Below are 22,925 nucleotides of genomic sequence, written 5' to 3' on the forward strand. Positions count from 1 at the left end.
TTCAATTTTATTAAATTAGCTTAAGCGTTATCGTCGTCGTCAATGTCATCATCATCAAATTCAGCTAATTCACCTTCGATACCGTCAGGCAGATCTTCATCTGGTGCATCGTCAGCATCATCATCAACGCTAGCCAAAAGATCATGATCGGTATGATCACTGGTGTCGTCATCATCATCGACGTAGTCAGCTTCGTCATCCAAATCGTCATCATTATCTTCTGGATCGTCGTCATTATAATCGATCACATCGTCATCATCACTAACATCGGCTAAGAAGGCATTAACCTTTTTACGCCGCTTGCGTTGTGGTTGATCTTCTTCATCTTCTGGATGGTTGACCTCTTCATCGACTGAATCGAATGGGTACCATGAGCGTAAACCCCAAACGTTTTCACCTAATGAAATAAAGCTGCCATCAACGTTGAGATCTGTATAAAACTGTGATAGACGATTGCGGACTTCCTTGTCGCTTTCATCCAAATATTTTTGAATGGCATTGACTAAGTCAGCAAAGGGCATAACATCACCTTTTTGCTCTAAAATTGCATGTGCCACTTCGATCATTGATAATTCGTTTTTTTTCTGTCCCTTAAAAGCGTCGAGTTCCAACAGGTACACGTCCTTTCTCCACTAATAAATATAAGTTGTTTATTAGTGAAATACACCAATAAACCCGGATAATCTGAGCGAAATCTACCCAATCATAGCAAAAACTGCCTAATTAAAGCATCGCTCAGCAGTCTATCCTACATCATACTATGTCGATTTCGAAAAAGCAATATCAAGCGGTAAAAACTAGTCGCAATTGATAATCACCAAGATGATCGTTGCCAGCAAACAATTGATATTCAATATAAATTTCACCGGAAACTGGTTGTTCCTTGATCCGCATGTCTAACCGTGGCGTGAGCGTTTCAATTGGGATCACACCGTAGGGAGTTTGATAACGGGCGATCACCCGCGTGTTCCGACTAAAATGTAACTGTAAGCGCTGATTACCATTTTGCTCACCTCGGGTTAATTTAACATCGCCATCAGGTTCAATTTTCATTGTAACGGGAATCTGTGTGCCATCGTCTTCCGAAGTTTCTTTGTAGCGAATATATAATGCGCGGCCGACCTGCACTAACTGACCAGGTTCATCAAAAATATGCTGAGTGGAATCGCCCTCTTGTTGCACAACTGTTTCTAAGTGAATCATGATTGGTAAGCTTGTTGAAAGATCCATAATTTATTGCCACCTTTTTTCAGTTTCATGTATTTCTATTATATCAGTCCTAGCCATTTCTGCGTAGAATCTAACTCCAAAGCAGTCGCGGGACTTTGCTGGAAAAGGTATAATAGAAGCAATAACGAAGCTAACTATAAAAATAACTTTTAAAAGGACGTCATTATGGACTATCGTAATCAAATGCTACCACGGGAAAAAGTGCTACGCGATCCCGTGCATAATTATATTCACGTACAACATCGCGTGATTCTCGACCTGATCAATACCAAAGAATTTCAGCGCTTGCGGCGAATTAAGCAGCTCGGTACAGCTTCATTTACGTTTCATGGCGCCGAGCACAGTCGCTTCGGACACTCAGTTGGCGTTTACGAAATTGCGCGCCAAATCTGTGATAATTTTCAGCGCAACTTTCCAACGCAACAGCCAAATGATGGCTTATGGGATGATCATGAGCGTTTGGTCACGTTGTGTGCGGCCTTACTTCACGATATCGGCCATGGCCCCTATTCGCATACGTTTGAACATATTTTCAACACCAACCATGAACACGTTACCGTCGCGATTTTAACGGATCCAACAACCGAGGTCAACGCCGTTTTACGCCGCGTCAGCCCAGAATTTCCAGAGCAAGTTGCCAGCGTTATCACCCATGATTATCCTAATCCGCAAGTGGTCCAAATGATTTCCAGTCAAATCGATGCTGATCGAATGGATTATTTATTGCGCGATGCTTACAACACCGGCACCGAGTACGGTAAATTTGATCTCACCCGTATTTTACGCGTTATGCAACCCTATAAGGAAGGTATCGCCTTTTCCATGGATGGTATGCACGCGGTGGAAGATTATGTTTTAAGCCGCTTCCAGATGTACTTGCAAATCTATTTTCATCCCGTTTCTCGCTCAATGGAAATGATTCTACAACATCTACTGCAGCGGGCGAAAACATTGTATGATGAAAATCAGCTTTCCGCTGAAGAGGTCCCGTCACTGTTACTACCCTTCTTAGAAAATGATTTTACACTGGCCGACTATCTCAAACTCGATGACGGTGTATTGACCACTTACTTTATTGAATGGCAAGATTTTGACGATCCCATTCTCAGTGACTTAGCCAGCCGTTTCTTGAACCGGCGGCCATTAAAATCAGTTAGTGTCACCGATAAAACTCAAGATCTATTACCAAAAATGCGGCAATTAATTGCGGCTGTCGGCTACGATACCACTTATTACACGGCAATTAATAATAGCTACGACTTGCCTTACGACGCCTACGATCCGCATTCAGCTAATCCAAAAACGCAAATTGAAATCAGCCAACCAGATGGTAGCTTGATCGAGTTATCAGCACTTAGCAATATTGTCGCCGCCATCAGCGGTAAAATGACTGGCGACGAGCGGTTCTTCTTTCCTAAGGAAATGCTGCGCCGCGACACGACTGATAATTTATTTGCCGCAACCTATCAAGAATTTCAAAGCCACGTGTTAAATGGCACATTAATTCATTAAAGGCCTTGCCGCTGGCGCCACTGAGCTAAGGCCCAGCGATGCGTCGGTCGTTTTAACGCCTTAGCTGCCTCGTCTAACGGCATCCATTTAATCTGATTAAAGTCGCCTTCCAGCGGTGCTTGTATTTTAACTAGCCCTGTGCCGGCGTAGAAATGAGCGGGGTGATAGTACGCTTGCTTGCGCCACGTGGAATAAAAATACTCACTGGCGCGGCCGAGATAATCAGTGATCTGCATCTTGCCGCCAACTTCTTCAATTAATTCACGGGCAATGGTCTCCACATCAGATTCGCCAGGTTCAATGCCACCGCCAGGCAGTAAAAAGGTGTGATTCGGGGGCTCGACAACTAGGATTTGCTGTTGCGTTGCATCCGGCACGACCGCATAAGCACCTACGCGGGTTTTATAAGTTAACTTCGGATCACGTTCACCAAAAACGATTTCATCCATGATGATGACCTCCTAAGCATAAATTGAATTTGAAATTACTTATATTGTAGCCGACCTACTGTTGAGTAGCTAGTGGAAAATGAATATTTGATTAAATTTTAATTAGATTAACTGCTTAAGAATGCAAAAAGAGGCGGTGACATAAGTAATATTATGCCACCGCCTCTTTTTTATTGCCGAACATTATAACTTAAACGTGTAACATAAGACACCTCCCTCCGCTTAGCTACGATCGCCGAATAATTCACTACGTGAATTATTCGTCAATCTGCCATGTTTCTTGCGGCAGGTTTTTGCCACAAGAATGGACATCGTCCGTAGCATCCAGGATATATTAGCGAACTTTGTTAATATATCTACAATTGCGGAGTAGTAGGCTAATGCTCAGGAGCTAACCGTCTTATGTTACACTCTCTTTTTTTGCTCTTCCGTTTTAATAAAGCCGATTACTTCTTTTCAACAGTGTGCGGTTGGTCAAAATTAGTCCCAGCTTCGCGGCGAATTTGGACATTGATGCCTTGTTTCTTCAATGTATCAGCGAATGCCGTGACGTGTTTTTTGGGACTGCGGGTATATTGATCATGCTCAGTTGCTGGACTATACGGGATCAAATTAACATAGGCCAGATGCTGAATATCTTGGAATAACCCTGCCAGCTGCAACGCTTCTTCAGTGTGATCATTAACGCCATTTAACAATGTATACTCAAACGTAATTCGGCGATTGGTTTTAACCAAGTAATAATGAACCGCATCAAATAGCTGTTCCAAGTTCCAAGTATGATTCATCTGCACAATTTTATTGCGTAATTCATCGTTAGGTGCCTGAAGTGAAATGGCTAAGTTTACCTGCATATCGCGGTTAGCAAAGTCACGAATCTTGCTGGCTACACCGTTAGTTGAAACGGTCATGTGCCGCGCGCCGATCTCCAAACCAGTTTGATCATTAACGATGGTTAAGAACTTCATCACATTAGCAAAGTTATCAAATGGTTCACCAATGCCTGCAACAACAATATGGCTGACACGTTCACCCTTGGCTTGTTCATCCAATTGACGTTGGATTTGGACCACTTGTGCGACAATTTCACCAGCAGTTAAATTCCGCTGCTCGTTGGCCATGTCACTAGCGTAGCCCGTCTGAGTCGTCACACCAACTGACAAACCATAGTCATGGTGCTGTACAACTGTTTCAATCATGAATTCATCTGCTAATTGAAATAAATATTTAGCGACTTCGCCATCTTGCGATTCTTGAACTGAAACAGTTCGTAATGTGCTAAAGTCAAAATTTTCATCTAATAAAGCAATTGTCGCCTTTGACAGGTTCGTCATTTCAGCAAAACTAGCGACCCGCTTGATGTACAGCCAATCCCATGCTTGCGTGGCGCGGAATTTTTTATCATTATGTTCAATAAACCAATTAATTAAATCACGCTTGTTCAATCCATAAATGGACGTTTTTACCATTATACTGCCTCCGTTTTTCTACGTTCATAATACGCTTATGTTAGCCTACCTCGCCAAACGACGCAAGCTAATTCGCTTTCCAGCAACAAAAGTTCGCGTTTCCATTGGTTTGTCATCAGCTTTTGTTTATAATTAACTTTAATAACAATTTCAGAAAGTAGGTTTATTCTATGCTCAAGGAATTTCGTGATTTTATTCTCCGTGGCAACGTGATGGATCTGGCCGTTGCTGTTATCGTCGGTGGTGCCTTTACTACGATTGTTAAATCATTGACCACTAACCTGATCAATCCACTATTAGCCTTATTCGTCGGTAAAGTGGATCTATCCGGCATCGTACTAACGCTTGGCAGTGCTCAGTTTAAGGTTGGTTCGTTCTTAAACGATGTGATCAATTTCATTATTATTGCCTTCGTGATTTTCCTATTATTAAAAGGGCTCACGAAGTTACGTCACTTGGCAGCGCATGAAACGATTGAAGAAGAAGCTGTGCCAACTAAGGAAGAAGAATACCTAAAAGAAATTCGCGACTTACTGGTCCAACAACAGAACAAACACTAACACTTAACAGGTTGTGATATTATATCACAGCCATTTTTATTACCTTATATAAACCAGCATTACTGCTAACCAGCCCAGAAATTGCCACCAGCGGGTCATCACCAATAAGGCTAAGTAATCACGCAAGGCCCCTAAAGGTAAATAAGTCCAGGATGTCGTGGCCACATAGTAACTTAAATGCAAGCCTAAACGGCGACCGTATAGCGCCGCGCGCAGTAGATGGAAATCACTAGTCAGCACACCAATTGTGCTATTAGTGGGTAACTTAGCTAACGAAAATTGCAGATTTTCCAAGGTTGACGTTGAGCGGTCTTCCAAAATTAATTGCGCTGCCGGGACACCAAGTTTGAGCAGCACATTGGCCATTGCTTGCGCCTCCGTTAGTGGTTCATCACTGCCTTGCCCGCCGGATAACACCAAGTAACATTTACGCTGTTGATAAATTTGCGCAGCCCGCTGTACTCGCCGTTTTAGCGTAGACGTCAACTGTCCATTTGGCTGCAAGCCAGAACCCAGCACGATCACATACTGCGGTGACTGCTGTGGGTAGCTCATTAATAGCAGTGTTCCCAGTACATAAGTACCTAGCCCGACAGCAAAATAGCCAATGCTTAGCCAGAGTAACACCACCAGCTTCGACCGCCACCAAATGGTTATTACCGGTAAAAGCAACAAAATCAGTGCCACTAATTGTAAACTACGATAGGCTAAGTTTTCGCCGCGCCGTTGCAACAAACCGTGGGCAAAACGCCAAAATAGATAACCGACCAGCCAAAATACACCACTAGCAACACTATAAAATAGCACTTGATAAGCTTGTAACCCTGGCCAAATAACACTGGTGAAGCCGCGCCAAGCCAACAAACCACCGCCGCCAAGTAGCAGGTACCCTGCAAGCCAGAAATAGCGTCGCCAATATAGACTGGCGAACACTAACAGCCATAATCCTGTTAACCACAACATATGCACCGCCCCTATAAACAAAAAATAAGTGCACCAAAATCAGCGCCAAAGCCGCTAATTTTCAGTACACTCATCTGTGCTTTTTAATTATTTCGTTTCTTTATGGAACTTATTCTCGAATAAGGGACTTACTGGTTTGTTTTCGTGGATCCGCTTGATGGCATCCCCCATCAATGGGCCAACCGAGATCTGTACGACTTTGTCGATCAGTTTTTCTTTTGGTAATTGAATTGAATCAGTAACTACCAACTGTTTAATTGGTGATTTTGAAATGCGTTCGATAGCTGGGCCAGATAAAACAGCGTGGGTCGCACTTGCGTAAACTTCAGTTGCGCCAGCGTCGATCAAGGCTTGTGCGCCTAATGTGATCGTGCCTGCTGTGTCGATCATGTCATCGATCAAGATACATTTCTTACCTTTGACATCACCGATAATGTTCATGACTTCCGCAACGTTGGCTTTTGGCCGGCGCTTGTCAATGATGGCTAATGGTGCCTTCAGAAATTCAGCTAACTTACGTGCACGGGTTACGCCACCATGGTCAGGTGAAACGACTACAGCATCATCATCAACGCCTTGGGTCAAGAAATAATCGGCAATTAATGGTGCGCCCATTAAATGATCCACTGGAATATCGAAGAAACCTTGAATTTGTGCCGCATGTAGATCTAGCGCCAAAATCCGCGTTGCACCAGCCATTGCTAGCATATTAGCAACTAATTTAGCCGTAATTGGTTCCCGTGAACGGGCCTTACGATCTTGTCGTGCGTAACCGTAATATGGGATCACAATATTGATCGATGCTGCAGAAGCCCGCCGTAATGCATCAATCATGATCATCAATTCCATTAAATTATCATTAACAGGTGCTGAAGTTGATTGAATGACGTAAACGTTGTCGCCGCGAATGCTTTCTTCGATGTTGATCCGAATTTCACCATCGCTAAAACGATCGACTGTCGTCTTACCAAGTTCGACCCCGACTTCATCGGCAATTTTTTGCGCCAACGGCTTGTTTGAATTCAAAGCAAAAATTTTAAGCTTTGGATCAAAATAATGTTCTGACATGAGAGCCTCCATTTAATTTTAATGTCGTTCGTTTAGATATACCGTAATTAATTAGCATAAACGTGCCAAAAAGACATGAACATTTTTTTATAGCACTTTCTAAATTAAACCCACCATTAAATAATAGGGAATTTTCCCGCACAAATCAAGCGTGAGTACAAAAACTTACGCTATTTTCATGAAAGCCTAATTTTCAGGTTCATGGGGTAGCTTAGCCCAATAGTCTGCTTTGTTGACTTGGCGGGCCCGGGCAATCGCCATGGCGTGAAAATCAACATCAGCGGTAATCGTTGAACCAGCGGCAACGAAAGCGTGGTCAGCGACGTTAACTGGTGCGACAATATTCGAATTACTGCCAATAAAGGCCCAGTCACCAACGTTAGAATGATGCTTGTTCAAGCCGTCATAATTAACGAAAACTACGCCGCAGCCAATATTGATATGTTCTCCTAACGTAGCATCACCAACATATGATAAGTGACCCATTTTAGTATGTGCGCCTAATGTAGCCTTTTTGACTTCACAGAAATTACCGACGTGGACATATTCGCCAATATCAGATTGTGGCCGTAAATGGCTCATCGGTCCAATATTGCTGTGATCGCGCATAATTGATTCTTCAATCGTTGAGCTGGTGATTCGCACATCGTTCCCAATCGTGGCGTCACGCAAAGCTGAACCGTTGCTGATGTAGCAATCGCTGCCGATCACCGTTTTACCTTTTAAGGTCACGCCAGCTTCAATCGTTGTATCAGCCCCAATTTGAACACCGACATCAATATGCGTTGCTGCAGGATCAACCAAAGTGACCCCATTAGCCATATGTTCTGCGTTGATTCGTTGTTGCATGATTGCAGTTGCCTGTGCTAAAGCTGCCCGCGTATTGACCCCCAAAGATTCAGTGAAGTCTTTCATTTGGTACGCTGCGACAATTTCGCCTTTGGCCTTCAAAATGCCGATCACGTCAGTTAAGTAATACTCGCCTTGCGCGTTATCGTTACCAACTTCATGTAGCGCCGCAAATAACGCTGCATTATCGAAACAATAAACGCCGGTATTAATTTCGGTAATTGCTGCCTCTTCACGATTAGCATCTTTTTGCTCAACAATTTTTTCAACAACACCTAATTCATTGCGTACAATACGACCATAGCCAGTTGGGTCTGGTGCGATGGCGGTCAGCACAGTTGCCTTAGCGCCTTTTTCCTTATGGTATTCAAATAACTGTTCAAACGTCTTGGCTGTGAACAAAGGTGTATCACCACTCACTACCATGGTCATGCCATCTTTACCACCTAATTGGTCCTCTGTGCGTAAAACTGCATCCCCGGAGCCCTTCTGTTCAGACTGTAGCGCGTAGTCTGACCGTTGACCTAAAGCAGCTTTAACAGCATCAGCACCATGACCGATCACCGTAACGATCTGATCAGGACCTAACTGCTCTGCTTGAGTTAATACGTGTTCAACCATTGAACGACCACAAACTGGATGTAGCACCTTTGCTAACTTTGATTTCATGCGTGTACCTTGACCAGCCGCCAAGATCACTGTATATTTTGCTGTCATTTTTTTACCCCGCTTCAAAAAATTATGTCCGTTTCTGCTAGCTCAGTCAGCCGTATTTATCTAGACCAATCAGCACAACCACGCGACATCTACCTCACTATCATAGCCTAGTCATAAATAGCTGACAAGTAAAACCAGAGTGTGCCAAAAGACGATCAGCTTCTGAGCATTAGCCTACTACTCCGCAACGGGTGATGACTTGCCGCACTTCAGCAATAAAAAAGAGGCTGCAACATAATTTTACTTATGTCGTAGTCTCGTCATGGATCAATTCAACAGTGCTAACTTCCTTAGTGTGGCTCAAGCGCTCGTAAAACAAGCGATCGCGCCGAAACAACATCGTTAGCAGTGCATGCAGGCAAAAAATAGCCAACACAACTGCGACGACCAGCAACGCCATTAAATAATAATCAAACTGCGCTTGTGGTGCATGGCTTAGCCCATTTAACAATAAAATCGGTACAATAAAGGTGGGCACGACAGCGCCGTATAACAACACTTGCCGCCAAATTAATTGCCACCACCGCAACGGTACTGGCAATGCAGCGGTGATTTTTATTTTCACTAAGCGCTTGCCTAAGGTTGCCCCCTGCCATAATCCTGGTAATAATACAAAATAACCAAGTACTTCAAGTCCGTACCACAGACCCAGGTTAGCGGTGATGTTATAGGGTAAATGACGACTCAACAAGCTCACAATGCCAGTTAAAATTAGTAAACATAACCAATCAATGACAAAAGCCACAAAGCGCCGACTAAAGCTGACGCGGCGCCCTTTGGCAAAAGCGGCAGCAATCATTTGCCGTGAAGTAGGAAATAACTGCGTCAGAAATGGCGCTAAGCCAAAACCAATTATGCCACCCAAGGTATTGAGCATTAAGTCGTCAACGTCAAATAAACGGTATGGTCGTGGATAAATGCCGTACAGGCCGGATAATTGGGTTGTTTCAAAAAATAAGGTCAGCGCAAAACTAAGTGCCACCGTTTGTGGAAAGCTGCGCCGAAAATAGTAGCGTAGATAGGCCCCAAATGGAATCGTCAAAATCACGTTAAACGTTGGTTGTACAAAGGCAGCCTGCTTTAGCGCCGGTAAATAAGTCTGCGGATCACGCCATTGTAGCACCGTTTTATACATAAATTCACGGACAAACATCAGTGGTTCTAGATTATAGTGCGCTGATGTGTACAGTGCGACTAAATGCCGTGGTGGTAGCGGTAAAACAACTAAAAAATACGCCGTCAGCAAGTAAAAGACGAACGTATATAAAACAAACGCTTGCCAACCGGTCAGCGCACCGTATTTACGGTACTGGCGAACCAAGAACGGAATCGTGATTCCTAATGCCAATACTGGAAAAACCAGCAACGCTATTTTGATTGGATATAAATAAGCGTGCATTGGCTTATTTAAACGTCCGTGCTAAATAATTACCTGGTGCTACGTGAATTGTTTTATCACGACTATCGACCTTATCCACTGACAGTAATGCCGTGTAGTCAGCGATTGCCCGTTCACCAGCAAAAGCTGATTCTGCAAAAACGGTCACACCAACTAATTCAGATTCAAACTCTTCAATCAAGCTCTTCATCCCGTTGACAGTGCCGCCGCCTTTCATGAAGTCATCGACGACCAAGACCCGTGAACCTTGTTTCAAACTACGCTTGGATAATTCCATTTTTTCAACACGTTCTGAAGAACCGGAAACATAGTTAACACTGACAGTAGAGCCTTCAGTGATTTTTGAATCTCGCCGTACGATCACAAATGGCACATTCAAAAAGGTTGAGACACTCTGCGCAATGGGCACACCCTTAGTGGCGACCGTCATTACGGCATCGACTTCTTGTTCCACGTATTGTGTGGCAATCAAACGACCAACTGAGCGCAAAACATCAGGTTGTCCGAGTAAGTCAGATAAATAAACGTAACCACCTGGTAATAAGCGGCTTTGTTCGGATAATTCCGTCGTCATGGCGGCAATAAATTCAGTTGCTTCTTCTTGACCAATTGTTGGAATAAAACGAACTCCGCCGGCCGCTCCAGGAATTGTTTCTAAGATTCCTGTGCCACGGCTTTTAAAAGTCCGCCGTACAATACCAAGATCTTCACTGATCGAGGATTTAGCTGATTCATAACGTTTAGCAAAATAAGTTAGCGGGACCAACGTGTGTGGCCGCTCTAATAAGTAACGGGTAATATCGATCAATCGTTCACTGCGTCTAATTTTCAATTAATCCACCTCATTTCAAGACATTCGCTTGTCTATTATATAGAGTTTACCTTAAAAAAACTAGCATTAATCCATTTTTATCAAAAATAGTTCGCTTTTTCTCATAAAAGCCACTGTATTGCCATTTAAGCAGACCTTCGCAAAATTAATTTGTCAGTTCACTGCGCGTAAATGCGTTAGAGCCACGCCTTACTGCAACTTTTTAAAAACTAAGCATCTTAATTTAGCCCATTTAATAATGGCCGCACTAGATAAACCTCGGGACAAAACCCCTTCATACTATTAAAGACGTGTTGCGCTCGTGAATATTTAGCACATAACCCAAAAACCGTGGGGCCGCTACCGCTCATTTGCGCAGCATCAGCACCAAACTGCTGCATTTTTTGGCGTAACTGCTTAATCTGCGGGTAACGCTGGCTCGTGATAGCCTCTAATGTGTTGCCCATACTAGTCAAAATTTGTTCATAGTTGCCTTGCTTGATTGCCGTAACCATCTGTTCAATTGGCGGATGATTTAACTGCTGATCATACGGAATTGAGCGTAAAATACTAGGTGTCGAAACGCTTGCGTTGGGCTTAGCTAAAACCACCCAAAATGGCGGTAGCTTCGGTAACAAAGTGATTTCATCGCCGCGGCCAGTTACTAACGCCGTCTGTGAGTACACGCAATACGGCACATCAGAATCGATGGCTAAGCCTAAATGCGCCAAGTCCGCCAGCGACCAATTCAATTGCCACAAGCGGTTTAAACCACGCAGTACCGCCGCCGCATCCGAACTGCCACCACCTAAACCTGCCGCCACTGGAATTTGCTTACGAATATGAATTCGCGCACCACGGGTGATGCCGGCTTTACGCTGCAATAAGCGAGCCGCTTGAAATGCTAAGTTACGCTGATCCACTGGTAAAAAACCACTATCAGTCGTCACCTTGATCTGTCGTGAAGTCGTTGTCGATAATTCCACGTAGTCCGCCAAATCAACGGAGGTCATCACCATTTTCCATTCGTGCTCACCATCGGCATGCTGAAAAAGGGCGTCTAAACTTAAATTAATTTTTGCCGGTGCCTTCTCCGTTATTTCCATGCTCACTCCACCTGACCACTTGATTTGTTTACAATTATACTAACTTTTCCAGCAAGTTAAAAGGTGCGATACACGTGAATATTGCAGATAACGAAAAAGGTGGGCGATTGGCACATTTTAAGATCAAAAAAGCTGCAACCAAAATCACTTGGTCACAGCTGCTTTGTTATCCTAATTTAAATGTGGATGGCATGAATGAACAAACCAGAAGCGAAGATCCAAATACAGATAATAACTAAATAACCTAAGAAGAATTTCATACTCTGCTTAAGAATTTCGCCTTCTTGGCCTTGCAGATCAGTTGCTGCTGCAGCAACGGCAATACTTTGTGGCGAAATCATTTTCCCAGCGGTGGCGCCGACTGCATTAGCGGCTACGACCCAATACGTATTGTCGTGAAGCGCAACTGCAGCTTGACGTTGCAAGTTCCCGAACAACACATTGGCGGACGTATCAGAGCCAGTCACAAAGGTGCCTAACGCGCCAATTAGTGGTGCAACGATTGGATAGAATACACCAAGCACACCAACTAAAGTTGCGGCAATTACTGCAATCATGCCACTATAACCCATTATTTTAGCTAAAGCGACGATTGCACAGACGGTAATCAAAGTTTGAACCATTTGTACCGCTGTCTTACCCAAAATTTTGAAGATTTGACCTAGTTTCATCTTCTGAATCAAGCCGCCGATAATTGTTGCTAAAATAATCAACGTTCCTGGCGTGGAGACCCAATTGAACACGTATGGCTTAGCGCCACTACCCGTGTAGATCGTAATTGCCGACTTGATACCGGTTAGAAAATGATTCATTGGCGGTACCAATGGCGAAGCTAGCATAACAAAAACAAAAACCAGAATGAATGGCATTGCTGCTAACACAAATTTGTTAGCTTTAGGCGCCTTTTCTGTAGTTTTGTGCTCGCTGGGATGCTTGCGTTCATAGCGTAACGCAAACCACACAGTCACAATAATACAAATAATTGACCCAATAATGGCAGGCAGTTCAGCCCCAATATAACGAGCAACAAAAATTTGTGGAATACCGAAAGATAACCCAGCTGCTAACGTTGGCGCCCAAACCTCACGAATGGCTTTAACACCACCGCCAATCAACGCAACCAGCACAAATGGGATGATCACAATTAATGGCAATAACTGAATCGTCACTAAGTAAGATAAATGGAGCACGTCTAACCCACTGATTTGTGCCAAGGTAGTCACTGGTAACCCAATCGCACCAAAAGCTGTTGGCGCCGTATTGGCGATCAAACAGATTGTCGCTGACAAAATCGGATTAACACCAAAAGCAATCAAGATACTGGCTGGAATTGCCACCGCAGTACCAAAACCGGCGATTGCTTCCAGAAAGCCGCCGAAGCCCCAAGCGATGATCAAAACCAATAAACGTTTGTCACTAGTGATACTAGATAAACCTTGACGAATCGTCGCCATACTACCACTAGCAGTAGTTAAATTATAAGTGAAAACGGCAGCAATAATAATATAAACAATTGGCCAAACACCCATCACTGCACCTTCTAATGCTGCAGTCAAACTATTAATAATTGGCATTTTAAAAACAACGATAGCAAGAACAAAAGTTAAAATAAGTCCAATAGTACACGCTTTACTCCCAGCCATTTTGAGTACACCTAAAGAAAAAATTAGCCAAACGATCGGTAGTAGCGCGGTTATAAATAAGCCCCAATGCATAATTATGCCTCCCTATTCAAAATTAGTATCTGATAAGTAATTATATTGTAACCGATTTCGTTCCTATTGTAATCACTTTTTGTCGCAAAAATCTAATTATTTGTTTTTAGTAATTGCGATAAGATTCACAAATCACCTGGTTGACTTGCTAATCATTAGCTGGGTACGTGGACTATATTGATTTTATTCATAAACTTTAATTACATAAATTATCACATGCAGTTGGTTTTTATATATAATTTTTTATATAAAAAAACTCAGCGCCTATCAGGCGCTGAGTCCAAAATTCTTTTTTAAGATGCAGCAATTTGCTCATCATCAAATTCAATTTTAATGGTTTTTGTGAGTAGATCGGCATAGCTATAAGAAACCCGCTCGAAAGCATTTTCCTCTTGGTCCAAGTCAACAACGAAAACGGAAGGATACGTTTCGTGCAAAATCCCCTTGCGTCTGGTGACTTTTTTTCGCCCAGCTTGCGCGACAACCATCATTTTCTTTCCGACTTTACTATCGAGATTTGCTTTAATGCTCGCTAGTGTAATTGGCATCTGCTTCACCTCTTCTTAAGATAAAGACTAGTATATCACGAATTAGTGGAATTTGCAATTATACCACAAGCTTTTATTTAGCGCAACAAAAAACGTAGTGAAAAGGTCAAAGTTTTTCATTTGCTGTAATCGCATTGGCTAAGCGAACGAAATCGGTTACGCTCAGGCGCTCACCACGGATACCAGGATCGATTTCTTCAGCGGCTAAAACTTCAGTTAAGGCTGCTTTTGTGGTGTCATCTTTGCCGTAAAGTGCCGTTAAATTATTCCACAAGCTTTTGCGGCGTTGGGCAAAGCTGCCGCGGACTAAACGAGCAAATTCTTTGTCATCAGTGGCTACAGCAGGTGGGGTCACATGCCGTTTTAGCGCAACGATGGCGGAATCAACGTTAGGTTGCGGTACAAAAACAGTTTTCGGCACGATAAAAGCCAGGTTCACTGTCATTTGGTACTGGACTGCCACTGATAAGGAGCCATAAGCTTTGCTGCCCGGATCAGCAGCTAGGCGTTCGGCGACTTCTTTTTGCATCATAACTACGATTTGTTCGAAAGCAACGCCGCTTTCGAGCAGGCGCAATAAAATAGGTGTTGTGATGTAATAAGGCAAGTTAGCCACGACTTTAACCTGGTGCTGGCCATCAAAGTTATCACGGATCAACGTGGCCAAATCAGCTTTCAAAACATCTTGATTCAGCACGGTCACATTATCATATGGTGCCAGCGTATCAGCCAAAATTGGTAATAAGCGTTGATCAATTTCCAAGGCCAAGACTTGGTGTGCATTTTTGGCTAATTGTTCGGTTAAGCTACCGATACCTGGGCCGATTTCCAACACATCGTCGGCATCCGTCAATTCGGCTGCACTGGCGATCTGCTGTAAAATTGTTGGTTCAGTTAAAAAATTTTGGCCAAGACTTTTCTTAAATGTTAAGCCGTAATCCGCTAAGATTGCCCGCGTTCGTGCACGGCTGCCGATCGGTTTTTGTTCTTCAGTCATTCAGTTTTTCCTCCATCGCTTGTTCCTCTGCATTTAATTGCGCCACCGCGGCCGCAAAGTCAGCGGTGGTAATTTGAAATAATTGTAGGCGTTTATATAGTTGCTTGCTATTGGTGTAGCCGATATGCAAAATATCGCCGAGGCGTTGGCGCCGTGCACGGGCATTCGCGCCGGCCGTCAACCGTGCTAACTGTAGGTCTTGGCGGCTGATCACAGCTGGTGCATCAGGCATCGATGTGTATAGCTTAGCCAACGCCTGCAGAATCGCCTTATTGCTGGCATGCTCCACGCCAAGACTGCTGTGATGGTCGGCTGGCTGAGCCTGGCCTGAGCGTAGAAATGCGTGCTTCACACCTGGTACTGCCTGCGTAATAATTTTACGGATTTGTTCACCAGGAAAATCTGGATCAGTTAAAACGATCACGCCACGTTTTTCCTGTGCTAAAGCAATTTCAGCAAGTGTAGCGTCACTGATCTCAGAGCCATTGGTTTCAATTGTATCGGCATTGACCGCGTCTTGTAGACGCCGTGTATCGTCACGGCCTTCGACGACGATCACTTCTTTAATTTTATCCATTATGGTGTCACCTTAAAAAATTTAGTCGTGTTGGCATACGTCTGTGCAGCAATGGTTTCAACTGGTACCTCGCGTAATTTTGCGATTGCTTCCGCTACGTAGCGCGTGTAGCCGGGCTCATTTTGCTTACCGCGATAGGGTGTCGGCGTCAGATAAGGTGCATCTGTTTCTACAAACATGCGCTCTGCTGGCACTGCTTTAGCTGCTTCATGGACTAATGGTGCGTTTTTAAAGCTGACCACACCACTAAAGGAAATCATCATCCCTAAATCTAAAAATTTGTTCATCCAGTCGACGCTTCCATTAAAACTGTGCATAACACCGCCGTATTCGTCGATATGGGCGTCTTTAAGGATATCATAGGTATCGGCCAAGGCATCACGTGTGTGTACGGAGATCGGCAAATGAAGCTCACGTGCCAATTCGATTTGTTCGCGAAAAATTTTCTGTTGTTGGCTATGGTGCTCACTATCCCAATGATAGTCCAAGCCAATCTCGCCTACCGCAATCACTTTTGGCTGCTGCAATTGTTGCCGCAAAGTATCAGCAACTTGCTGATTGTAATCCATGGCATATTCTGGATGCCAGCCAACAATCGCATATAAGTTATCAAAGCGCGCAGCTAAATCTAACGCGCCTTGATTCAAATTAGCGTCTGAACCGACGATGGCCATTTTGGTTACGCCTAGTTCGGCGGCGTGCTGAATATAAGCTGCTTCCTGACCAGCAAATGGTGCGTCATTCAAATGGGTATGAGAATCAAAAATTTGCATAACTGCCTCCAAAAATATAGAAACTGACAATAGCTGGCTACTCGCCTGAATATTGCCGTCTGGCACACTCAAAAAATAAAGGGCTGCACATAATTGGCAGCCCCACAATATTTAACCGACTAAAGCACCGGCTGGAATTGATTCATCAACAGTCAATAAGGTGATCTTACCTTCTGATTCAGACGATAATAGCATTCCTTGGCTGATTTGACCGCGCATCTTCCGTGGTTTCAAGTTGGCCACAATGATAACGTGTTTACCAGTCAATTCAGTGAAGTTCGGGTAGAATTCGGCAATACCAGAAAGAATTTGCCGATCTTCACCATCACCAGCGTCCAAGCGGAACTGGAGCAACTTATCAGCACCGGCCACCTTTTGCACGTGCTTGATCACAGCGACTTTTAATTCTGTTTTATCAAAGTCATCAAACTTGATGGCTTTTTTAGTCATTTTAAGTTCAGTTTGTTCTGGGTCCCAGCCGGTTGGTGCGTCAGCTTTTTCTTGTTCTTTTTTGTTAGTACCAACAGTCATTTGCATTTGTTCTTGGATGTATTTAACTTCTTCATCCATGTCCAAACGTGGGAAAATCGGTGTTCCTTTAGCAATCACCTTCGTGTCGGCTGGAAAATGACCAAAGCTGAATTCTTGGTTTGCTTGGTCATCAAAATCCAAGCCCAACTGAGCAAAAATCTGTTTTGGTGCGTGTGTCATTACTGGCTGCAATAACAACGCAACTAAGCGTAAGCTCTCAGCTAAATGGCCCAACACGCTGTCCAATTCAGCTTTTTTGCTATCGTCTTTGGCCAAACGCCATGGTTCGGTTTCGTCGATATATTTATTAGCACGGCTAATTAAACGCCAAACTTCATCCAGCGCATCGGAGAAATGTAGATCATCCATCAATTTCTCGTACTTAGCCAATGTTTCCGTAGCCACAGCCTTCATGTTAGCATCAGATTCAGTCAAATTAGCTGTCGCATCTGGCACCATGCCACCATTGTATTTATTGATCATCGCAATTGTCCGATTCAACAAGTTACCTAGATCATTAGCCAAATCATAATTGATCCGCGATACAAAATCTTCTGGGGTGAAAACGCCGTCGTTACCGAACGGGATAGCGCGCATCAAATAATAACGCAAGGCATCCAGACCATAGCGTTCAACTAACATTTCTGGGTAAACGACATTGCCCTTAGACTTAGACATTTTACCGTCTTTCATCAACAACCAACCATGACCGAAAACTTTCTTTGGCAATGGTAAATCTAAGGCCATCAAAATAATGGGCCAATAGATCGTATGGAAACGGACGATTTCTTTACCAACTAACTGGACATCTGCTGGCCAGTAACGCTTGAACAACGTATCGTCAGGCGTACCATAACCAAGTGCCGTAATATAGTTGAGCAGCGCGTCGACCCACACGTAGACCACGTGCTTATCGTTGCCCTTTATCGGTACACCCCAGTTAAAGGTTGTCCGTGACATTGCCAAATCTTCCAGTCCAGGTTCGATGAAGTTTTTCAGCATTTCGTTTTTCCGCGAAGCCGGTTGGATAAATTCAGGATGTTCGTCATAATATTTGACTAAGCGATCAGCGTATTTGCCCATTTTAAAGAAGTAAGATTCTTCCTTGACCAAGGATACTTCGTGACCACTGGGCGCCTTACCACCGGTAACTTTACCGTTATCGTCACGGTAAACTTCAGCTAATTGGGATTCAGTGAAATATTCTTCATCGGAAACAGAATACCAGCCTTCGTACTCACCTAAATAAACGTCGCCTTGTTTGATCAAACGGTCAACGATATTTTGTACGGCTTTAACGTGGTAATCATCAGTTGTACGAATGAATTTATCATTGGAGATTTCCAATAACTGCCACAGCTTCTTAACGTCAGCAGCCATGTTGTCCACGTATTCTTGGGGTGTGATACCCATTTCTTCAGCTTTTTGTTCGATTTTCAAACCATGTTCATCAGTACCGGTCAAATAAAAAACGTCATAGCCGGATAAACGCTTGTACCGCGCCAACACATCACAAGCAATCGTCGTATACGAATTACCAATGTGCAGGCGGCCAGATGGATAATAAATTGGTGATGTAATATAAAATGTTGGTTTAGTTTCTGCTACCATATTTATGTTCCTCGCTTTATGTAAAGATAGTTACCAAAATTATAGCACAAAAAAACGCGCGGTTGGGCGTTTCTCTAATAATAAAGCGCAAACCCAAAATTAGATTTGTGTTTCAGCGCCAGGCACAATTCATTTCATGATCATTGACTGCACCGACACTTTGCATGAAAGCATACGCCGCCACTGGACCAATAAATTTGAAGCCCCGCTTTTTTAGATCTTTAGCCAGCGCTACCGACGTTGCTGTTTGCGTTGGTGCCTCATTATAGCGGTCAATATTATGCTGCTGTGGCGTCCCAATCAGCGCCCAAAAATACTTAGCAAAACTACCATATTCCCGCGCTACTTGCAAAAACATCTGCGCATTATTGACGGTCGCCTCCAGTTTACGTCGATTACGAATAATCGCCGCATCCTGCATGGCAGCTTCAATTTCCGCTGTTGTCATCGCCGCCACCGCTGAAATTTGATAGTTGTAAAAATCACGCTGAAAGGCCGCTCGCTTATTTAACACCGTTGACCAGCTCAAGCCAGCTTGGTACGTTTCCATGCATAGCCGCTCAAATAATGCCTGATCGTCATGTGTTGGTCGGCCCCACTCATCATCATGATAAGCTTGCATCGCCGGACTGGAATTTGCCCAGCCACAACGTTGTTTATCCGCCATCCGCCTTATCCCCTTTAAAATAAATCTAACTGTTGCGGCGCCAACCCAGTAAATTCCACGCCTAACATTTTTTGTAGCGTCAATGCATTATCGGCTGCATCGCCACCAGAATTATTATTGAAAATCACACAAACTTCCGCAGTTTCAGTAGCTAGACGCTGAATGTCTGGCACAAAGCTAGCTAACTCGCTATGATTGTATCGCCATAAGGTGCGTTGGCCGCGCCAATCCTTACCCTGATTCGCCCAACCAGCAAAGTTGCGGCCATGTAAACGCAAAATAGCCAACTGATTAGTGGCTACCGGAAAATAAGGCGCGCTACCAGTCTGTGTTTGCGGTTCATCAACGATCACATGACTAAAGTCCAACTGACGGAGCAGGCCCAGTGTTTGTTGGCGAAATTCTTCCTGATACCACATTTGATTCCGAAATTCGACGGCTGCTGGTAAATCACCAAGATAACTGCGGACCTTGCGCAAGTAACGGCTATTTTCTATCGATACGCCAAAAAACGGTGGAAACTGAAATAAAATTGTTTTCAGTTTGCCCGCGGCTACCAGTGGCGCACTATTTTGCTTGAAGTGGGTGAAAACTTCTTCAACGCTTAACGCGCCCACTGTCTCCGGACCGCGATGCTGCGTCATGATCTGATTTGCTTTGACAATGAACTGAAAGGTTGCTGGTGTTTCTGTCGCCCATTTTTCAAAGGAGCTCAGCCGTGGAATACCATAAAATGGGGTATCCAGTTCAACACAAGGTAAAAATTGGCTATACTCGGGCAACGTTAATTTGCGCGCACGGCCTTCGTGCACTAAACTGCCATGTTCGCTCCATGTCGTCAAACCTAGCGTAATCATCGAATTTCCTCCTCAGCTAATAGCGTTGAAATTGGCGTACCAGTCCAGTTTCTTGTTGGTTCAATTCACCTAATGCGTGGACGACACGTTGGCCATTACGGCGATAATTACCCCGCAACCGATTCAAGGCCACGGTGATGATTGCCAGTAACAGCGCCACGATAAATGCACGACCGCGGGTAAATGGCAACGCAAAGATTGTTAATTGTAAGCCGCTAAATGCGATACGCAATAGTACGTAGGCAAATAAAAAATTGATCACAAATTGAAAACGACGGACATTGCGCATCCGTTGGGTGATCAATTTTAATGCTAATATCAGATCCTCACGCAGCATTGCCTCGCCCCTTCCCCGATAGAAACCCGCTCGTTCTTCTTAAGCTACGATTTAGCTAAATGGCTTCTTGGTGATCGATTTAAAATAACCGTGTTCCTTAATATCGTGCTTAAGATCCGCCATCGTAAATTGATGATAAAATGCACGGTAGCCTTCATCCGCTAACGTAAATAAATCCGTCAGTGTTTCTTCAATATTGCGGCTGATATCGTTGCCTTCGCCGATTGCATCGGTATTACCAGTCGTGAAACGGGCATAACTCAGCGTCGGTGGAATCGTCAAATCATACAATTCGCCGACATTGATTTGCGCTAATTGACGATCAAGTTGGTAGCCACCATTTTTTCCAACCACACCTCGAATATAATGTTGCTTGTGTAACGCCGACAAAATATTGCGAATCATCACTGGATTAGTCGCCATCGAAACCGCCAACTCACGGCTGGACACAAGCCCAGGTTGTTTTTTTTCTAAATAAAGTAGACTGTGCACAGCCACTGAAAAATCCAGACGCATTGCGCCGCTTCCTTTCTAAATAATATCTATTTGTGAAAATATCAAAATTTTGGATATCACCGGCGCCTATTTAACTGCCAATTTTCAGTTATGCCAACGGTTTGATCCAAAAATCAATCAATTGTTCATCAACAAAATTTGTGATATAGCGTTGCTGTTTCCCCGCTAAAGCAGGTTCAAGTAGACGCTTAAAATCTGGGACCACACCTAGATTAGCCGGTTGCGTTAACCAAGCAACTGGGAAAAAGTTAAGCAATCCTTCCCGCATTTGCTGCGGATACGCTGTTACATCAATTTCGTGTAATTCAGCAGTATACAGATAAATACTATCAATGTACTGACCAGCGATAAACCAATCAATAACACCTGCTGTAGTTAACAAATAGTCAGCTGCAGCAATGCCAGTTTCTTCAAAAATCTCACGGCGGGCCGCGTTTTCAGGGGTTTCGCCGGTCTCTAATTTACCGCCGATCCCATTCCATTGTCCCGGATAAGGTGGCTTGCGTCGGTTCAGTACTAATAATTGATCTTGGTAATGTAACAACGCTAATGTATATTTATAAGCCATCAGTTGTAATCCCTTCTTTGTCACTCTACCACGACACGACACTACTTGTCGTTTTGTAAGCCTTTGATCACATGTGCTTGGTATTGCTTAGCAATTAGCATCGTCGTTCGGTACCAATCCGTTAAATAGGGTGCCAACGTCGCATCTTGCAAAGCCGCTGTCTGTTGCGTGATGACTTCTTGTTCACGTAAAACATTGGTCAGCGGTAGCTTATTGGCGTACTTTACCGTAGCAATTTTATGCGCCACTGCCAACCGCTTTTCAAATAAGGCCGTTAATTGGGCGTCGATTTCGTTGATTTCTTGGCGTTCATTTTCTAACACTTTACTCGCTCCATCCAAAATTAAATTAGTTCTCATTTATTAATCTAATTTTAATCAACTTGCTGCTGCAAAACAAGCACCGTTTTACAGTTGCTGGAAAACGTCTAATGCATCGGCTTGTAGCATTTCAAATGGGAACGGTAACTGCAACTTTTCTTCATTGACGGCAATCACGCGCGCATCGTTTTGCGCATAGTTCACCAGTAATGAAAATGGTGCAACCCGAAAAGACGTCCCGCAGATGACGATTAAATCAGCTTGACTGACAGCAGTCACAGCCTGACTAATTGCCTGCTCCGACAACGCCTCACCATATAAGACGATATCCGGCCGCAAAATGCCATTGTCTGCGGCATGGCGATCACTTTGTAAATACTGCCGATAATCAACCGTTGCATGGCATTTTTGGCAATAAACGTGATATAAATTACCGTGAAATTCAACGACATGTTTTGCACCAGCTGCGGTATGCAAGCCATCAACGTTTTGCGTGATGATCGCGCCTTTTTCATTACTGATTGCTGCCATTTTTTCATGAATCGCATTTGGTTTGGCTTCTGGATAGTACATGCTAGATTTCACAAAATCATAAAAATCAGCCGGATGCTGCTGTAAATTATCTGTGCTCAGTAAATATTCGGGATCCTGCTGATTAGCATACAGCCCATTTTTAGAACGGTAATCAGGAATGCCAGAAGCTGTCGAAACACCAGCACCAGTCAGAAACGTGACAAATTTAGCGTCAGCCAGCGTTGCTTTTAAATCAACCATA

The 22,925-nt window shown here is 43.8% G+C and carries 25 protein-coding genes; 2 read left to right on the forward strand and 23 right to left on the reverse strand.

Features of this window, described 5'->3' with window-relative positions; all coding sequences use genetic code 11:
- Nucleotides 1–20 precede the first annotated feature (20 nt).
- Nucleotides 21–611, reverse strand: coding sequence for a DNA-directed RNA polymerase subunit delta (gene rpoE / locus EKM80_RS06115; RefSeq protein WP_318531438.1), 591 nt, complete (start codon nucleotides 609–611; stop codon nucleotides 21–23).
- 172 nt (nucleotides 612–783) lie between these two features.
- The gene (locus tag EKM80_RS06120) at nucleotides 784–1,230 is read right to left on the reverse strand and encodes a DUF1934 domain-containing protein (protein WP_125552234.1); all 447 of its coding nucleotides are present in this window, start codon (nucleotides 1,228–1,230) and stop codon (nucleotides 784–786) included.
- A 165-nt stretch (nucleotides 1,231–1,395) separates the two neighbouring features.
- Between EKM80_RS06120 and EKM80_RS06125 the strand changes: the two genes are divergently transcribed.
- The gene (locus tag EKM80_RS06125; protein ID WP_125552235.1) at nucleotides 1,396–2,742 is read left to right on the forward strand and encodes an HD domain-containing protein; all 1,347 of its coding nucleotides are present in this window, start codon (nucleotides 1,396–1,398) and stop codon (nucleotides 2,740–2,742) included.
- Here EKM80_RS06125 and EKM80_RS06130 read toward each other — a convergent pair.
- The gene (locus EKM80_RS06130) at nucleotides 2,739–3,191 is read right to left on the reverse strand and encodes an NUDIX hydrolase (protein ID WP_125552236.1); all 453 of its coding nucleotides are present in this window, start codon (nucleotides 3,189–3,191) and stop codon (nucleotides 2,739–2,741) included. The two genes, EKM80_RS06125 and EKM80_RS06130, sit on opposite strands and share 4 nt — an antisense overlap.
- Before the next feature lie 446 nt (nucleotides 3,192–3,637).
- Entirely contained in the window at nucleotides 3,638–4,660 is a 1,023-nt protein-coding gene (gene rlmN / locus EKM80_RS06135) for a 23S rRNA (adenine(2503)-C(2))-methyltransferase RlmN (RefSeq protein ID WP_125552237.1), read from the reverse strand.
- Between the two features lie 170 nt (nucleotides 4,661–4,830).
- On the opposite strand from rlmN, the gene mscL reads away from it, so the two are divergent.
- Nucleotides 4,831–5,220 carry a large-conductance mechanosensitive channel protein MscL gene (mscL, locus tag EKM80_RS06140; RefSeq protein ID WP_125552238.1) on the forward strand — a complete coding sequence of 130 codons (390 nt, stop codon included), beginning with the start codon at nucleotides 4,831–4,833 and terminating at the stop codon, nucleotides 5,218–5,220.
- A 39-nt stretch (nucleotides 5,221–5,259) separates the two neighbouring features.
- On the opposite strand, the gene EKM80_RS06145 is transcribed toward mscL, so the two are convergent.
- The 19 genes from EKM80_RS06145 to EKM80_RS06235 form a co-directional block, all read right to left on the reverse strand.
- On the reverse strand, nucleotides 5,260–6,183 hold the full coding sequence (locus EKM80_RS06145; protein WP_125552239.1) for a YdcF family protein: 924 nt from the start codon (nucleotides 6,181–6,183) through the stop codon (nucleotides 5,260–5,262).
- 87 nt (nucleotides 6,184–6,270) lie between these two features.
- Nucleotides 6,271–7,251, reverse strand: coding sequence for a ribose-phosphate diphosphokinase (locus tag EKM80_RS06150; RefSeq protein WP_125552240.1), 981 nt, complete (start codon nucleotides 7,249–7,251; stop codon nucleotides 6,271–6,273).
- Nucleotides 7,252–7,437: 186 nt separating this feature from the next.
- Nucleotides 7,438–8,817, reverse strand: coding sequence for a bifunctional UDP-N-acetylglucosamine diphosphorylase/glucosamine-1-phosphate N-acetyltransferase GlmU (gene glmU, locus EKM80_RS06155; RefSeq protein ID WP_125552241.1), 1,380 nt, complete (start codon nucleotides 8,815–8,817; stop codon nucleotides 7,438–7,440).
- A gap of 244 nt (nucleotides 8,818–9,061) precedes the next feature.
- Nucleotides 9,062–10,216 (reverse strand): VanZ family protein, encoded by a 1,155-nt coding sequence (locus tag EKM80_RS06160; RefSeq protein WP_125552242.1) that lies wholly within the window; start codon nucleotides 10,214–10,216, stop codon nucleotides 9,062–9,064.
- 4 nt (nucleotides 10,217–10,220) lie between these two features.
- On the reverse strand, nucleotides 10,221–11,048 hold the full coding sequence (purR, locus tag EKM80_RS06165; protein WP_125552243.1) for a pur operon repressor: 828 nt from the start codon (nucleotides 11,046–11,048) through the stop codon (nucleotides 10,221–10,223).
- 218 nt (nucleotides 11,049–11,266) lie between these two features.
- On the reverse strand, nucleotides 11,267–12,133 hold the full coding sequence (gene ispE / locus EKM80_RS06170) for a 4-(cytidine 5'-diphospho)-2-C-methyl-D-erythritol kinase (protein ID WP_125552244.1): 867 nt from the start codon (nucleotides 12,131–12,133) through the stop codon (nucleotides 11,267–11,269).
- Nucleotides 12,134–12,309: 176 nt separating this feature from the next.
- Nucleotides 12,310–13,848 carry an L-lactate permease gene (locus tag EKM80_RS06175; protein WP_125552245.1) on the reverse strand — a complete coding sequence of 513 codons (1,539 nt, stop codon included), beginning with the start codon at nucleotides 13,846–13,848 and terminating at the stop codon, nucleotides 12,310–12,312.
- A 293-nt stretch (nucleotides 13,849–14,141) separates the two neighbouring features.
- Entirely contained in the window at nucleotides 14,142–14,396 is a 255-nt protein-coding gene (locus EKM80_RS06180; protein ID WP_125552246.1) for a Veg family protein, read from the reverse strand.
- A 106-nt stretch (nucleotides 14,397–14,502) separates the two neighbouring features.
- Nucleotides 14,503–15,393 (reverse strand): 16S rRNA (adenine(1518)-N(6)/adenine(1519)-N(6))-dimethyltransferase RsmA, encoded by an 891-nt coding sequence (gene rsmA / locus EKM80_RS06185; RefSeq protein WP_125552247.1) that lies wholly within the window; start codon nucleotides 15,391–15,393, stop codon nucleotides 14,503–14,505.
- Nucleotides 15,386–15,970 carry a ribonuclease M5 gene (gene rnmV / locus EKM80_RS06190; RefSeq protein ID WP_164509512.1) on the reverse strand — a complete coding sequence of 195 codons (585 nt, stop codon included), beginning with the start codon at nucleotides 15,968–15,970 and terminating at the stop codon, nucleotides 15,386–15,388. Before rnmV ends, rsmA begins: the two co-directional genes overlap by 8 nt.
- Nucleotides 15,970–16,743 carry a TatD family hydrolase gene (locus EKM80_RS06195; protein ID WP_125552249.1) on the reverse strand — a complete coding sequence of 258 codons (774 nt, stop codon included), beginning with the start codon at nucleotides 16,741–16,743 and terminating at the stop codon, nucleotides 15,970–15,972. The genes rnmV and EKM80_RS06195 overlap by 1 nt, the downstream gene beginning before the upstream one ends.
- A gap of 111 nt (nucleotides 16,744–16,854) precedes the next feature.
- On the reverse strand, nucleotides 16,855–18,885 hold the full coding sequence (gene metG / locus EKM80_RS06200; protein ID WP_125552250.1) for a methionine--tRNA ligase: 2,031 nt from the start codon (nucleotides 18,883–18,885) through the stop codon (nucleotides 16,855–16,857).
- 112 nt (nucleotides 18,886–18,997) lie between these two features.
- Nucleotides 18,998–19,552: a DNA-3-methyladenine glycosylase I gene (locus EKM80_RS06205; protein ID WP_125552251.1), complete on the reverse strand. Its 555-nt coding sequence runs from the start codon at nucleotides 19,550–19,552 to the stop codon at nucleotides 18,998–19,000.
- A gap of 14 nt (nucleotides 19,553–19,566) precedes the next feature.
- On the reverse strand, nucleotides 19,567–20,409 hold the full coding sequence (locus tag EKM80_RS06210) for a DUF72 domain-containing protein (protein WP_125552252.1): 843 nt from the start codon (nucleotides 20,407–20,409) through the stop codon (nucleotides 19,567–19,569).
- Between the two features lie 16 nt (nucleotides 20,410–20,425).
- Entirely contained in the window at nucleotides 20,426–20,746 is a 321-nt protein-coding gene (locus EKM80_RS06215) for a hypothetical protein (RefSeq protein WP_125552253.1), read from the reverse strand.
- Between the two features lie 51 nt (nucleotides 20,747–20,797).
- Nucleotides 20,798–21,262, reverse strand: a complete 465-nt coding sequence (locus EKM80_RS06220) for an Rrf2 family transcriptional regulator (RefSeq protein WP_125552254.1) — start codon at nucleotides 21,260–21,262, stop codon at nucleotides 20,798–20,800.
- 88 nt (nucleotides 21,263–21,350) lie between these two features.
- Nucleotides 21,351–21,830, reverse strand: coding sequence for an NUDIX hydrolase (locus EKM80_RS06225; RefSeq protein WP_225418824.1), 480 nt, complete (start codon nucleotides 21,828–21,830; stop codon nucleotides 21,351–21,353).
- A gap of 41 nt (nucleotides 21,831–21,871) precedes the next feature.
- Nucleotides 21,872–22,153 (reverse strand): chorismate mutase, encoded by a 282-nt coding sequence (locus EKM80_RS06230; protein WP_125552255.1) that lies wholly within the window; start codon nucleotides 22,151–22,153, stop codon nucleotides 21,872–21,874.
- Between the two features lie 84 nt (nucleotides 22,154–22,237).
- Entirely contained in the window at nucleotides 22,238–22,924 is a 687-nt protein-coding gene (locus EKM80_RS06235) for an NAD-dependent protein deacylase (protein ID WP_125552256.1), read from the reverse strand.
- Nucleotide 22,925 lies beyond the last annotated feature (1 nt).

This window comes from Loigolactobacillus jiayinensis (assembly GCF_003946445.1).
GTDB lineage: Bacteria > Bacillota > Bacilli > Lactobacillales > Lactobacillaceae > Loigolactobacillus > Loigolactobacillus jiayinensis.